Here is a 15,266-nt window from a genome sequence, read left to right as displayed (position 1 = left end):
GCCTGATGGCATGTACAACGATATTAGTTGGAAAGAAGGCATCCTATGATGGATCAACGATCATTGCCAGAAACGATGATTCAGGATCCGGTCATTATATGCCGAAGAAATTTGTAGTCGTAGAACCGGAAGAACAGCCAAAGATCTACCATTCGGTTCTGGCGCATCTGGAAATTCCGCTTCCGGAAGAAGCGATGCGCTATACCTCGATGCCAAATGCAGTCGATGGTGAGGGCATCTGGGCGGCAAGCGGTGTAAATGCAGCCCATGTTGCAATGACAGCGACCGAAACCATTACATCGAATCCGAGAGTGCTCGGTGCAGATCCTCTGGTCGAGTATCAGCCGGCAGAGAACGGAAACGAAGAAATATCGGGCGGAATCGGAGAAGAAGATATTGTCTGTCTGGTACTCCCATATATAAGAAGTGCGAGAGCAGGTGTAGAACGTCTTGGAAATCTGCTTGAAACGTACGGAACCTACGAGATGAATGGAATCGCATTCCAGGATCAGGATGAGATCTGGTGGATGGAGACGATCGGAGGACATCACTGGATCGCGAAGAAAGTGCCGGATGATGTCTATGTTGTGATGCCGAATCAGTTCGGCACGGATGTATTTGATATGAAGGATGCATTAACGGATCAGAACGCACATATGTGCTCAAAAGATCTGGCGGAATTTATCGAGAAGAATCATCTGGATCTGACTATTAGAAGAAGCACAGAACGTAAGGACGAAGATGCGGATCTGCCGTTTGGTAGATTCATTAATCCAAGAGAGATATTTGGCAGCCATGATGATTCGGATCATGTCTACAATACGCCAAGAGCATGGTTTATGGAGCGGTACCTGAATCCGAAGACGTACCGCTGGGATGGTGAAAATGCAGATTACACACCGGTATCGGACGACATTCCATGGAGTCTGATTCCGGAGTATAAGGTGACGATGGAGGATGTCAAATATGTGTTGTCCTCGCATTATCAGGGAACACCATATGACCCATATCTTCCATATGGAGATAAGAAGATGGCAGGTGCATATCGTTCCATCGGCGTTAACCGGACTGATTTCATGTCTGCGATCCAGATGCGACCATATGGAGCAGAGGACAGCCGTGTGATCGAGTGGGTGGCATTTGCTTCAAATGCGTTTAATGTCATGGTGCCATTTTATGCAAATGTGGACACAACACCGGAATATCTGGCGAACACGACCGCTGATGTATCTACCGATAATTTCTACTGGAACAGCCGGATGATCGCAGCGATGGCAGATGCATCTTACAGCAAGTCGCTGTTTCATATCGAACGGTATCAGGAAACCATGCTTGCGAAAGGGCATGAGGTGATCAACCGATACGATGAGCAGATAGAAAAAGAACCGGATGTCGGTAAACGAAGTGCGCTTCGAGAGCAGGCCAATCAGGAAATGGCAGATATCCTCCGGAAAGAGACCGGTAATACGCTTTCCAAAGTCTTATATGAACTGAGTAATCAGATGAAGAATTCTTATGCGAGATCGGATGCTTAAGGCATCGGCATAGAGAAGCAAGAAATACAGGAGAAAAAGTAGAAAATATGAAACGAGAATCATTTAAATCCCGTTTAGGCTTTTTATTAGTAAGTGCGGGATGTGCGATTGGAATTGGAAATGTATGGAGATTCCCATATGTGGTAGGAGAAAATGGTGGAGGAATATTTGTATTGTTCTATCTGCTGTTCCTTGTGGCGATGGGGCTTCCGGTTCTGACGATGGAGCTTGCGGTCGGACGAGGCAGCAGAAAGAGTGCAGTTCTGGCCTATAAGGAGCTTGAAAAACCAAAGAGTAAATGGCACATTCATGGATGGTTTGCGATCCTTGGCTGTTATGTTCTGATGATGTATTACACAACCGTATCCGGCTGGATGGTATCTTATTTTTATAAATTTGTCACAGGCGAATTCAAGGCCGGTATGGATGCGGATGCGACCGGATCTGTATTCTCGGATCTGCTTGCCGATCCGAAGCAGATGGGCTTCTGGATGATCCTGACGGTTATTGTCGGATTTATCGTATGCAGCCGTGGGCTTCAGAATGGTCTGGAACGAATCAGTAAGATTATGATGACAGCACTGTTGGTGCTGATCGTGGTACTGGCAGTTCACAGCATTACTTTATCAGGAGCCGGTGAAGGTTTACGGTTCTACCTGATTCCAAATCTGTCAACGGTTGAGAAAGTCGGTATCGGAAATGTGATCTCCGCGGCTATGAATCAGGCCTTCTTCACTCTGAGTCTTGGTGTAGCTGCGATGGAGATCTTCGGAAGTTATATGAGCAAGGATCATGCGCTGGCAGGCGAAGGTGTGCGAATCTGTGCCCTGGATACATTTGTTGCTGTTATGTCAGGATTGATCATTTTTCCGGCATGCTTCAGCTATGGAGTAGAGGTCACTGCAGGACCAAAGCTGATATTTGTAACGCTGCCGAATGTATTTGTAAATATGGCAGGCGGCAGGATCTGGGGTTCATTGTTCTTTCTGTTTATGACATTTGCAAGCTTTTCTACGGTTATCGCCGTATTTGAAAATATCATGTCATTTGCGATGGATATGTTTGGATGGAGCAGAAATAAAACGGCTTTCATCAACTGTATCATCATACTGATCGCAAGTCTTCCTTGTGTTCTGGGATACAACGTGTGGAGTGATTTGCACCTGATCGGTGGCAGGGATGTATTAGACAGTGAGGACTTCCTGGTAAGTAATCTTCTGCTCCCACTCGGTTCACTGATCTATCTGTTGTTCTGTGTTACGAAATGGGGTTGGGGCTTTGATAATTATATTGAGGAAGTAAATACCGGTTCCGGAGTGAAAATGTCCGTAAAATTAAAACCATATTTCCAGTTTGTACTTCCTGTTCTGATCCTGATCATTCTGATTCAGGGACTGTTATAAAGAAGATTTTCAAGATAAAATATGAGAAGATATTTGGGAGATCAGACGGTATATGGATACGAAAAAATATGAAGATCAGATACCTGTAGATGAAGGTTTACAGGGAAATGAGACAATCGAAGAAGCAATCCTTGTTTTACAGCAGGAACCGACAGAAGAAATGCTTGCACATACACTTACAGTGATAAGACGACGTGCGAGAGCAAATGGACAGTTCATTGTTGCTGTTATACCACCGGCGGGTGCGGAGAGCAGTTTGCAGATCCAGGCGATCCAGACCGAGGATGAGCGGTACTGGTGGATGGCATTTACCAGCTTTGATGAGGAGATAAAGGGCGGTGAAGCCGTAATGTCAACCTTTATGGCAGATATCAGCCATCTCTTTGAAGCAGCTTTAATGACGGACGATATAGAGGGCATTATTCTGAATCCCTGGAACCGTGCATTAATGTTGGATAAGAGCCTGCTTCAGCTGATTCTTGCAGGAAAGTAGCTCAACATTAGAAAAATGCCATTTTTTGTATAAAAAGTTTAGAAAAATTAATTTTTCACAAAAACAGTTGTTTAAATTTCACAAAAATATAATGAGAAATGAAAAGAATTGTGATATAATCAGAAAGTAGTGTAGTAGTACACTACTTTTTGTTTTTTATAGGCAAGAGCCGTTTGCGGCTCCTTAGTCGTACCAATAAGATAGAGTAATAGGAGGATGGAAAGATGGCAAGATTTACGTTACCTAGAGATATTTATCATGGAAAGGATGCATTAGATGCATTAAAAACTTTTAAAGGAAAAAGGGCGATGATCTGTGTTGGCGGTGGCTCGATGAAACGCTTTGGATTTCTGGATAAAGTAGAAAAGAATCTGAAAGAGGCAGGAATGGAAGTTCAGTTATTTGAAGGCATTGAACCGGATCCGTCTGTTGAAACAGTTATGAAGGGTGCCGCTGCCATGTTGGAGTTTGAACCGGACTGGATCGTAGCGATCGGCGGAGGTTCTCCGATTGATGCGGCAAAGGCAATGTGGATCAAATATGAATATCCGGACATTACATTTGAAGATATGTGTAAGGTATTTGGTATTCCTTCCCTTCGTAAAAAAGCTCATTTCTGTGCAATTTCATCTACTTCAGGAACTGCAACTGAAGTAACGGCCTTTTCAATTATCACGGATTATCAGAAGGGCATCAAATACCCGATCGCTGATTTTGAGATCACACCGGATGTAGCAATCGTTGATCCTGAGCTGGCAGAGACAATGCCGCAGAAGTTAGTTGCTCATACCGGTATGGATGCAATGACACATGCGATCGAGGCATATGTATCAACCGCAAACTGTGATTTCACAGATCCGCTTGCATTACATGCTATTAAGATGATCCAGAATGATCTGGTTGGTTCTTATAACGGAGACATGGAAAAACGTGACGCAATGCACAACGCTCAGTGCCTTGCAGGTATGGCATTCTCAAATGCGCTTCTGGGTATTGTTCATTCTATGGCACATAAAACAGGTGCAGCATTTGCGGATTATGGCGCACACATCATTCACGGTGCGGCAAATGCAATGTATCTGCCGAAGGTCATCGCATTTAATGCAAAGGATGAAACTGCAAAAGAAAGATATGGAGTGATCGCAGACTTTATGGGACTTGGCGGTGATACATTAGATGAGAAGGTAACACTTCTGATCAACTATCTGCGTAAGATGAACGATGATCTGAATATCCCACACTGTATCAAACATTATGGTGCTGACAGCTATCCGGCAGAGCAGGGCTTTGTACCTGAGAATGTATTCTTAGAGCGGTTGCCTGAGATCGCAGCAAATGCAATATTGGATGCATGTACAGGATCAAATCCAAGACAGCCAAGTCAGGAAGAGATGGAGAAACTCTTAAAGTGCTGTTATTATGATTCAGAGGTTGATTTCTAAAAGTAATTGATTTATAAGAGGTACAATACTGATATAAAATAAGAATCCAGGGTATTTTTGGAACAAATTCCGAAAATACCCTTTTAAAATGTCAGGTAAAACTTGATTTCTCAGGGATAGCACTTTATACTGGAAAAGTAGTGTGCCTTTATGGAAACGAATGTAGCAGAATGCTTATCATAGGGCATAAAAAACAAAAGAAAATTTTGGAGGAGAGAAATTGAAGATCAAAAGAAAACAGATAGCGATGCTTATATTCATTGCGATCATAATCGTACTCATGGTGGTAACCGGTAAAACACCGGGGGAGATCGCAGATCCGGAGAATTATCAATGTAAGACATATGCAACGATATTATCTCTGCTTCCACCGGTTATTGCGATCGGTCTGGCACTGATCACAAAGGAAGTTTATACCTCATTGCTTGCAGGTATTATCACAGGTGGATTATTATATTCGAATTTCAATCTGGAGTTAGGTATCAATACCATGCTGTTTAATGAAAATGGCGGTATGATCGCGAAGCTTTCAGATTCAGGAAATACGGGTATTCTGGTATTTCTTGTTATGCTTGGTATTCTGGTATCCCTGTTAAATAAAGCAGGAGGCTCTGCGGCATTTGGAAAATGGGCATCAAAACACATTAAGACAAGGATTGGTGCACAATTATCCGTTATGGTTCTTGGAATCCTGATCTTTGTAGACGATTATTTTAATTGTCTGACTGTAGGAAGTGTCCTTCGTCCCGTAACAGATCGTCATAAAGTATCAAGAGCCAAATTATCTTATATTATTGATGCTACAGCAGCACCGGTGTGTATCATAGCACCGATCAGTTCATGGGCTGCAGCTGTTACATCATCCGTACCGGAAGATGCTGGAATTAACGGATTTGCAGTATTTATCCAGACAATTCCATATAATCTGTATGCGCTTCTTACGTTAGTCATGGTACTTGGAGTAACCATTCTTCGTGTTGATTTCGGTCCGATGAAGAGACATGAAATGAATGCGATAGCAGGGGATCTGTTCACAACTCCGGGAAGACCATATGAAGATAATGAAGAAGAAATTTTAAAAGAAAATGCACATGTGCTGGATCTGATCCTGCCGGTTGTTGTGCTGATCATAAGCTGTATCATTGCAATGGTATATACAGGCGGTTTCTTCAGCGGAACATCATTTGTAGATGCATTCGCAAATTCATCCGCATCGGTTGGTCTGGTGCTTGGTGGTGCTGTTACACTGGTATTTACGTTTATTTATTTCATGCTGCGTGATACCTTATCCTTCCGGGAATTTACGGAATGTATACCGGAAGGTTTCAAATCAATGATCGCACCGATCCTGATCCTTACAATGGCGTGGACACTTTCCGGTATGACGAATCTCCTTGGCGCAAAGGTATATGTAGCTGATCTGGTATCCAGTTCTGCCGGTTCCATGCAGGGCTTCCTGCCGATGATCATATTCATTGTTGCAGCCTTACTTGCATTTGCCACCGGAACGTCATGGGGAACCTTCAGTATTCTGATCCCGATCGTGATCGGCGTATTCCCATCCGGACAGATGATGGTAATCTCTATCGCATCCTGTCTTGCAGGTGCGGTATGTGGTGACCACTGCTCCCCAATCTCAGATACAACGATCATGGCATCTGCCGGAGGACATTGTGAGCATGTAAACCATGTATCTACACAGCTTCCATATGCAATTGTTGTAGCTGCAGTATGTATGGTTGGATATCTGCTGATCGGAATTCTTCAGGCTGCGAAGCTTGCCGCACTTTCATGGCTTGCGCTTCCGGTTTGTATCGTGCTGTTATTTGTAATTCTAATGCTTATTCGTGCAAAAACCGGACGTGAAGAGGTTTAGGTTTCGAATATTTTCACCGAAACGTATGGACATATTTAAGAGCGTACGACCTGAATTCGAAAAACTTGCCAGATTATAGTAAAGGAAATTAGTAGTAAAATATGTTAGAAACAATTGAATCAATCAACAACGTAGTCAATAACTTTATATGGGGTGTCCCTGCCATGATCTGTATTATTGGTGTCGGTCTGGTGTTAAGCTTCCGAACCCGGTTTCTGCAGATCCGGAAATTTCCATATGCGATGAAAGTTACGATCGGGCGAATGTTTCGAAAGAAACAGGCTGCCGATGGAGCCATGACACCGTTTCAGGCGGTGTGTACCGCGCTTGCGGCTACGGTCGGTACAGGAAATATAGCAGGTGTTGCAGGAGCAATCGCTATCGGTGGACCGGGCGCCGTCTTCTGGATGTGGATATCCGCACTTCTTGGTATGTGTACAAAGTTTTCAGAAGTAACACTCGCCGTTCATTTCCGGGAGAAGAATGATAAGGGCGAATTTGTCGGCGGACCGATGTATTACATCAAGAATGGTCTGAAGAAGCACTGGCACTGGCTTGCATATCTGTTTGCGGCATTTGGTGTGATCACAGTGTTCGGTACAGGAAATGCCACACAGGTAAACACGATCACGACAGCGATCGACTCTGCATTATTTAATTATGGAATTATTTCAAAGGATTCCGTATCAAACATAAATCTGGTCATCGGTATTGTGCTTGCAGTCCTGCTTGCATTGATCCTACTTGGCGGGATTAAGAGAATCGGGCAGGTAACAGAGAAGCTGGTACCATTTATGGCGCTGTTCTATGTGGTGCTTGCACTTGGAGTCGTAATTTTAAATATCAATCATGTGCCGGCAGTATTTAAAGAGATTGTGGAAGGCGCATTTTCACCGGCGTCAGTAACCGGTGGTGTTGTTGGAAGCTTTTTCATGAGCATGAAGAAGGGTGTATCAAGAGGTATCTTTTCAAATGAGGCCGGGCTTGGTACAGGTTCAATCGCACATGCATGTGCAGATACAAGAAAGCCGGTAAAACAGGGATTCTTTGGAATCTTTGAAGTATTCGTAGATACTATAGTTATCTGTACCCTGACTGCACTGGTTATACTTTGCAGCGAAGTGCCGATCACATATGGACAGGCAGCGGGCGCTGAGCTTACGATCAGTGGGTTTACTGCTACATATGGCAACTGGGTATCACTTTTTACAGCTGTAGCGATGTGCTGTTTCGCATTTTCAACTATTATTGGTTGGGGATTATATGGTGCGAGGTGTATTGAGTTTTTATTCGGAACAAAGGTAAATAAGCCGTTTATGTTTGTTTATTCACTGGTTGCTATCGTTGGTGCAACCTTAGATCTTGGATTACTCTGGAGTATTGCAGAGACCTTCAATGGTCTGATGGCGATACCAAACCTGATCGCAGTATTCTTACTTTCCGGTGTAGTTGTGAAGCTGGTCAGGGAGCATTTTGATCCGGAAGCAAGGGAAGAAGCATAATAAAAATATCAGATAAACAAAAAACATCTAATCGGATAACAGATATGAATATGTCGTTAACCGATTGGATGTTTTTTTGCTTTATGGAAAGTCTTATTGTATAAAGCAAGGAACTTCAGATTAAAATTTCGTCAAATCAAAATTTTTTCAAAAAATATAAATTTGTATCAACTTTTTCTCATCCTTAAACATCTAAATAATAGAAAACAAAGTAAGAAATACTTTTGAGATAGATAAGGAGGAACGGATAATGCGTCAGAATAGGAATAGAGTCAGATTACAAAAAAGAAGAAAGATGTTCTTAATGCAGCAAAAGAGAAAGAGAAGGAGAAGAAGACAGCAGATATTTATGCGTGGAACGGCAGCAGCAATGCTTCTGTTTGCGTTCTGCATCAGTATTCGGTTCATACATATGGCGAAAGACAGACCGATTGTAGAAGGATCAACGCAGGAGCCTGTGACAACAGAGGTAAGTACGACAGAGAGTTCCGGAACCGGTAATGTGAAAGAGACATTGCTGACAGGCAGGGGCGATGATACTACAACAGGATCAGTAAAAAACATGGATTTAAAGAGCGATGACAAATCAAATGATTTTTCGGATGCGGTATTTGTCGGAGATTCCAGAACGGAAGGCTTCGTGTTACAAACCGGTATACAGACAACCGCATATGTACACAAGGGATTAACTGTTGCAAGCGCATATACCGCAAAAGTAATCCATCAGGACGATGAAGACCGGTCAGTGATGGAGGCACTTGCCAGAACAAGATATAATCGTGTATATTTAATGTTTGGAATCAATGAGACAGGCTGGATCAGTAATGATATATTTATCTCAGATTACAAGCAGATCATTGATGATATTAAGGCACAAAATCCATCTGCAAAGATATTTATTCAGTCGGTACTTCCGGTAAGTAAAGCGGTATCGGATTCCGGTGGATATGTCAGAAATGATAAGATCGCGGAATATAATAAACGATTAGAGCAGCTTGCAGCGGATGAAGGTGCTACATTTGTGAATGTGCAGGAAGCGGTATCAACAGATGGAGTTCTGCCGGATGATGCGGCCACAGATGGAATTCATCTGAATAAGAAATATTGTGAAAAATGGCTTACATATCTGGAGGAACATACACTGGATAAATAAAAATATTAACAGAGGGAACAGAACGTGAATGAGCGTAGTATTTTAAGAAAAACGAAATATCAGAATGAACGTGCCGGTTATAAAAAGCAGGAATCACAAGATACGGGAATCCGGTCAACTGTGGTGATACGATTTATTGAGGATAATCAGGAGAAGTTTTATCGGATGGCATTTGGCTATATGAAGAATGAACAGGATGCTTTAGATGCGGTTCATGATGCGGTCGTTAAGATACTGCAGAACCGGAGCCAGGTAAAAAGTCCGGAATACTTTGAAACATGGGCGTATCGTATACTGATCAATGAATGTCTGATGGCTTTGCGAAGGCAAAAAAAGGTTGTCTATCTGCAGGAGGATGATTCACTTGAAGACAGTACAGACAGGACGGGAAAGCAGGAGGAATATGTCGATCTGTATCATTCTATGGATCGGCTTCCGGCAAAATTGAAAACAGTCGTTCTTTTGCGTTTTTTTGAAGATATGCAATTTGACAAGATCGCAGAGGTTACAGGAGATAATATCAACACAGTAAAATCAAGGTTGTATAAGGCTTTGAAACTCTTAAAGCTGGATTTGGAGGTTTATGATGAAGTTTAATAAAGAGGAATATGAAAATATAAAAATTCCGGAACAATTGAATTCCATAGTTCAGGATGCGATAGAAGAAGGACTGACGACAGAGAGCACAGGGATGTCGGATCAGAAGCCTGTTAATATATATACGAGACAGAAGAAACATATACTGCGTTATGCAGGAGAGGCCGTAGCTGCAATGTTTTTGATATTTGTGGTTCTGCTGAATGTATCTCCGACGTTTGCAAAGGCAGCAGCAGATACGCCGTTTATCGGTCCTGTGTGTCAGGTATTTACCTTCCGGGAATATGAATATGCGGATGAAGCCAAATATGTAAATGTGAAAGTTCCGCAGTTGAATAATACCGGAAATTCCGAACTGGAAAAGCGTGTGAATCGTGAGATAGCAAAGATGATCAACCAGGAAGTGGAAGCAAGTAAGAAGCGTGCGGAAGAAGAGTATAACGCTTATATATTAACCGGGGGAGATCCGAAGAACTTTATCCCATATGATATCGTTATTGACTATGAGGTCAAATGTCTGGATGAACATTATGTATCCTTTGTGATCAGTGAAAATGAGACCCGGGCAACCGGTTATTACCAGATGTTCTATTATAACATCGATCTGGATACAGGAAAGGATATTACATTAAAAGAATGGTTTGGCAGCAATTATAAGAAGATCATAGCCGATGAGGTTCAGAAGCAGATCAATACCTGGGACGACGAAAAGAAATTCTATCTATGGGAAGATTTAGATCTGGAAGATCTGATCAATGAAGATACACAGTTTTATATCAATGACAAGGATCAGGTTGTGGTATTTTTTAATAAATATGAGCTGGGTGCAGGAGCAATGGGAACGCCGGAATTTATAATTGATGTATCAAAATAATATAAAATAAAAAGCTGTAAAGGAAGTGTGAAATCTTTATAAAAGAGATTGACATTTCCTTTTTTTCTGGCTATATTGTTCTAAAAGAAACTTAGCACTCTTATATAGCGAGTGCTAATAGCTTTTCCTGCATAAGCAATACCAAAAGCTGTGTCAACACAGGTTAGCGATGATTGCTATGATAATTTGCGAAACTTGGAAATAATACAGGAAAAGGCAGTACACATGTGTAGAAATTACAGGTACCTGCCGGAAAGAGAGGAGACATATGAAAGAAGTAAAATCACCCAAGAAGCCATTGATCTTCTATTATGGGATCGTGCTGGTTATTCTTCTGGTTTTTAATATGTTCATTTATCCGCTTCTGATGAAGACACAGGTCAAGGAAGTAGATTACGGAACATTTATGAAGATGATCAATGAGAAAAATATGGTGAAGTAGAGGTGGCTGATTCTGAGATCATCTTCACAGACAAGGATAAGAACACATACTATAAGACCGGAGCTATGGATGATCCGGGACTGACGGAACGGTTATACGATGCCGGAGCGGTATTTTCAAAGAATGTCGATGAGACGGTATCACCGGTCTGGCATTTCCTGTTGACATTCCTTCTTCCGATCATTATATTCATCGGACTGGGTCAGTATTTCAGTAAGAAGCTGATCGAACAGGCGGGCGGTAAGAATGCGATGTCCTTTGGAATGGGCAAGAGCAATGCCAAGGTATATGTGCAGTCAACAAACGGTATCCGTTTCTCGGATGTCGCAGGAGAGGATGAAGCAAAAGAGAATCTGGCAGAAATCGTTGATTATTTGCACAACCCTGCGAAATATACGGATGTCGGTGCTTTGATGCCAAAAGGTGTCCTGTTAGTAGGTCCTCCGGGAACCGGTAAAACAATGCTTGCAAAAGCAGTTGCGGGAGAGTCCAATGTACCGTTCTTCTCGATGTCCGGTTCGGAATTCGTAGAAATGTTTGTAGGTATGGGTGCCTCCAAGGTCAGAGATCTGTTCAAGCAGGCAAAGGAAAAAGCACCATGTATCGTATTTATCGATGAGATTGATGCGATCGGTAAGAAGCGTGACGGACAGATCGGAGGAAATGATGAAAGAGAACAGACCTTGAACCAGCTCCTGACTGAGATGGATGGTTTTGAAGGAAACAACGGCGTTATCATCCTGGCGGCAACAAACCGACCGGAATCGCTTGATCCTGCACTTACCCGTCCGGGTCGATTCGACCGTAGAGTTCCGGTTGAACTTCCGGATCTGAAAGGAAGGGAAGCAATCCTTCAGGTACATGCCAGAAAGATTAAGGTTTCGGATGATGTGGATTTCCATACGATTGCAAGAATGGCAGCAGGAGCTTCCGGTGCAGAGCTGGCAAATATCGTAAATGAAGCAGCTCTTCGGACAGTACGGGCAGGCAGAACGATCGTTACAGAAGCAGATCTTGAAGAAAGCGTAGAAGTAGTTATCGCAGGATATCAGAAGAAGAATGCTGTTTTATCAGATAAAGAAAAGCATGTGGTTGCCTATCATGAGATCGGCCATGCGCTCGTAGCGGCCATGCAGTCGCACTCGGCACCGGTACAGAAGATCACGATCATTCCGAGAACCTCAGGTGCGCTCGGCTACACCATGCAGGTGGAACAGGGAGACAAATATCTGCTGACAAAAGAAGAACTGGAAAATAAGATTGCAACCTTTACCGGTGGACGTGCAGCAGAGGAAGTGATATTCGGTGAGGTTACGACCGGAGCATCGAATGATATCGAGCAGGCAACGAAGATCGCACGGGCGATGATCACCCAGTATGGCATGAATAATGACTTTGATATGGTTGCGATGGAGACGAGAAATAATCAGTATCTTGGTGGGGATACATCCCTTACCTGTTCACCGGAAACCCAGCGGGAGATTGACCGCAAGGTTGTAGAACTGGTGAAGGTTCAGCATGAAAAAGCGCGTAAGATTTTAGAGGAGAACCGGGAAAAGCTGGATGAACTGGCAGCCTTTTTATATGAGAAAGAGACGATTACAGGAGACGAATTTATGAGCATTTTACAGGATAAGAGGTGAGAATTATGAGGAAACGAACAGAATTTGGCTGGATGGAGCTGATACTGGGAATCATACTCACTATACTTGGTATCTTTACGATGATCCGTCCTGAAAGTATGTTGAACAGTATTGTCATCTGTTACGGAATCGTGGCAGCAGTCAGCGGTATAGCAGATATTATATTCTATGTAAAGATGGAGCGGCATATGGGAGTTGTACCGACAGTATCCCTGACCTCTGGCATCTTAAGTACCCTGCTTGGTATGATGCTGATCCTCTGTCCGGGAGCCACACAACGGTTAGTAATCTGGCTCTTTGCACTCTGGATCATTATGCACAGTATATCCAGACTGTCCCATATCAGCACAGTACGGTATTTTGCAGGTAACAGCTTCGGACTTGTATCCCTGTTGTTGAATATCATCGGTATCGTGATCGGAGTTATGCTTCTGATAGAACCGATTATGGCAGTTGTCGCATTCGGTTATCTGATCGGACTGTATCTGATCGTGCTTGGAATTGATAGTATTGCATCAGCACTCAGCAAAATGGGATCAGACTGGTAGGCGTGAATAATTCGAATCATAAAAAATACATTTCCAGTAGAATCTCGTCGAGAAATGATGTATGATTGTACTAATTGTTTGTTAAGGACGAAAGCAATCTCAAGGAGGAACTACAGTTGAATTTCTTAGAAGAAAGAATTGTAAAAGACGGAATTGTAAAAGAAGGAAATGTATTAAAGGTTGACAGCTTTTTGAATCACCAGATGGACATCCGGTTATTTGACCAGATCGGTGAAGAATTTAAGAAGCGTTTTGAAGGAACGCCGATCAATAAGATTCTCACGATCGAGGCATCCGGAATCGGGATCGCATGTGTGGCAGCGCGACAGTTTGATGTGCCTGTTATCTTTGCGAAGAAATCAAAAAGCATCAATATAGAAGGCGAAGTGTATGTGGCAGAGGTAGAATCCTTTACCCATAAATGTAAGAATCAGGTTATCGTGTCAAAGAAGTTCTTGAATCCGGACGACAATGTTCTGATCATTGATGACTTCCTTGCAAATGGCTGTGCCCTTCAGGGACTGATCTCTATCGTGACATCAGCCGGTGCAAATGTTGCGGGAATCGGTATCGTAATCGAAAAAGGCTTCCAGACCGGCGGACAGATCATCCGGAATCTGGGATATCATCTGGAATCCCTTGCAATTGTAGACGAGATGGATGCAGCGACAGGAAATATCATTTTCCGGGAGCAGTAGGAAGCAATGACAAAGGTTGTAAATCGTTTCCCGATCGTAGCCTTGTCCCAGAGGAGTAATTAAAGGAGTTTTTTATGGCAGAACAGAATGAGAAAGATTCTGTGCAGACAACCTCCGGCAGTGGAGAGCACAGAGAGAAAGATTTATCCATTATGGATTACAGTAAGACCTATGGAGGAATCTCCAAACGGTTTTCAAATGTAGCAAATGAGAAGATGGAGACACCGAAACCTGTTGCGATCGGAAGAGTTCTGATCGGACTTATGGCGGTGCTTCTGATATGGGCAAACTTCCAGCCGTTCGTTCAGGCGACTGTGGATGGAACAACAGAATCCGTCAATTTCCTGAGTGGAGATGGAATCCTTGTTATATTTTTTGCATTGATCACAAGTATTATAATGGTATTTAAAAATGCAAGAAAATGGACGTTACTTACAGCGATCCTGACTCTGGCTGTGATCATGATCGATCTGGTCAATACAATGGTTCAGATCAAGAATAATACCAATGGCGATATAGTCTATAGCCTTGGCTATGGAACCATCTTCCTGCTGATCGGTGCGATTGTTATGGTAGTCGGCGCAGCAATGATTCTGGTGACAGACTTGAAGAATAAGAAGAAATAATTAAAATATTTAATAATAAAAAGGCTTCCCACTGATGCATGGGCTATATCCTTTATTTCACAGAACACTTGCGTTCTATTTTTCACGTAACGGTACTAAGTTCACTGCTTATCGCAGTTCACTAAGGACCGACGTGAAAAAAGGTCTGTTCCATAAAGATATAAGCCCATACATTAGTGGGAAGCCTTTTTTTAATTTAACAGCCTAAACCCAGATATTTGCAGATCATATTCCAAAGATCTGAACAGTTACAATTCATACACATAATAAGATCCTCCTGTTGTAATTTATAAATGTATCGATCGAGTACAATGGAATTGTAATAATTCTGTAACATTTTCGCAATATGAAACGATTACCAGTTTGATTTTTAAATGTGGAAATATGCATGTAGTTTATTACAAAGACAGAAAAAGGCTTCCTGTTAATATTGC

Annotated in this window: 12 protein-coding genes and 1 pseudogene; all 13 read left to right on the top strand. The window is 42.6% G+C overall.

All coding sequences use genetic code 11. From position 1 onward, the window contains the following. The first annotated feature begins 5 nt into the window (after positions 1-5). The 13 genes and pseudogenes from DWY07_RS10425 (at position 6) to DWY07_RS10365 (ending at position 14,832) form a co-directional block, all read left to right on the top strand. Positions 6-1,535 carry a C69 family dipeptidase gene (locus tag DWY07_RS10425; protein ID WP_117808597.1) on the top strand — a complete coding sequence of 510 codons (1,530 nt, stop codon included), beginning with the start codon at positions 6-8 and terminating at the stop codon, positions 1,533-1,535. A gap of 47 nt (positions 1,536-1,582) precedes the next feature. Further along, on the top strand, positions 1,583-2,938 hold the full coding sequence (locus DWY07_RS10420) for a sodium-dependent transporter (protein ID WP_117823019.1): 1,356 nt from the start codon (positions 1,583-1,585) through the stop codon (positions 2,936-2,938). A gap of 52 nt (positions 2,939-2,990) precedes the next feature. Further along, a complete protein-coding gene (locus tag DWY07_RS10415) occupies positions 2,991-3,431 on the top strand; it encodes an SseB family protein (protein WP_117823017.1) in 441 nt (146 codons plus the stop codon). A gap of 224 nt (positions 3,432-3,655) precedes the next feature. After that, complete coding sequence (locus DWY07_RS10410; RefSeq protein WP_021944524.1) at positions 3,656-4,873, top strand: iron-containing alcohol dehydrogenase; 1,218 nt, start codon at positions 3,656-3,658, stop codon at positions 4,871-4,873. 220 nt (positions 4,874-5,093) lie between these two features. Continuing rightward, positions 5,094-6,749 carry a Na+/H+ antiporter NhaC family protein gene (locus tag DWY07_RS10405; protein ID WP_021944523.1) on the top strand — a complete coding sequence of 552 codons (1,656 nt, stop codon included), beginning with the start codon at positions 5,094-5,096 and terminating at the stop codon, positions 6,747-6,749. Positions 6,750-6,850: 101 nt separating this feature from the next. Next, positions 6,851-8,251 carry a sodium:alanine symporter family protein gene (locus tag DWY07_RS10400; RefSeq protein ID WP_021944522.1) on the top strand — a complete coding sequence of 467 codons (1,401 nt, stop codon included), beginning with the start codon at positions 6,851-6,853 and terminating at the stop codon, positions 8,249-8,251. Positions 8,252-8,501: 250 nt separating this feature from the next. Continuing rightward, positions 8,502-9,404: a GDSL-type esterase/lipase family protein gene (locus DWY07_RS10395; protein WP_117823015.1), complete on the top strand. Its 903-nt coding sequence runs from the start codon at positions 8,502-8,504 to the stop codon at positions 9,402-9,404. 24 nt (positions 9,405-9,428) lie between these two features. After that, positions 9,429-10,001 carry a sigma-70 family RNA polymerase sigma factor gene (locus DWY07_RS10390; protein ID WP_117823013.1) on the top strand — a complete coding sequence of 191 codons (573 nt, stop codon included), beginning with the start codon at positions 9,429-9,431 and terminating at the stop codon, positions 9,999-10,001. Continuing rightward, the gene (locus DWY07_RS10385; RefSeq protein ID WP_181983914.1) at positions 9,991-10,875 is read left to right on the top strand and encodes a DUF3298 and DUF4163 domain-containing protein; all 885 of its coding nucleotides are present in this window, start codon (positions 9,991-9,993) and stop codon (positions 10,873-10,875) included. Before DWY07_RS10390 ends, DWY07_RS10385 begins: the two co-directional genes overlap by 11 nt. Positions 10,876-11,143: 268 nt before the next feature. Continuing rightward, positions 11,144-12,960: pseudogene (gene ftsH / locus DWY07_RS10380) on the top strand (ATP-dependent zinc metalloprotease FtsH). A 5-nt stretch (positions 12,961-12,965) separates the two neighbouring features. Beyond that, complete coding sequence (locus DWY07_RS10375; protein WP_117823009.1) at positions 12,966-13,508, top strand: DUF308 domain-containing protein; 543 nt, start codon at positions 12,966-12,968, stop codon at positions 13,506-13,508. Between the two features lie 116 nt (positions 13,509-13,624). Next, a complete protein-coding gene (locus tag DWY07_RS10370; RefSeq protein ID WP_044945885.1) occupies positions 13,625-14,206 on the top strand; it encodes a xanthine phosphoribosyltransferase in 582 nt (193 codons plus the stop codon). Positions 14,207-14,280: 74 nt separating this feature from the next. Then, positions 14,281-14,832 carry a hypothetical protein gene (locus DWY07_RS10365; RefSeq protein WP_008402324.1) on the top strand — a complete coding sequence of 184 codons (552 nt, stop codon included), beginning with the start codon at positions 14,281-14,283 and terminating at the stop codon, positions 14,830-14,832. Positions 14,833-15,266: the final 434 nt, after the last annotated feature.

Origin of the sequence: Clostridium sp. AF23-6LB, from assembly GCF_003461085.1 — a bacterium.
Lineage (GTDB): Bacteria > Bacillota > Clostridia > Lachnospirales > Lachnospiraceae > Coprococcus > Coprococcus ammoniilyticus.
Note: the sequence above shows the minus strand (reverse complement) of the source record. Positions and strands in the feature narration are given on the sequence as shown.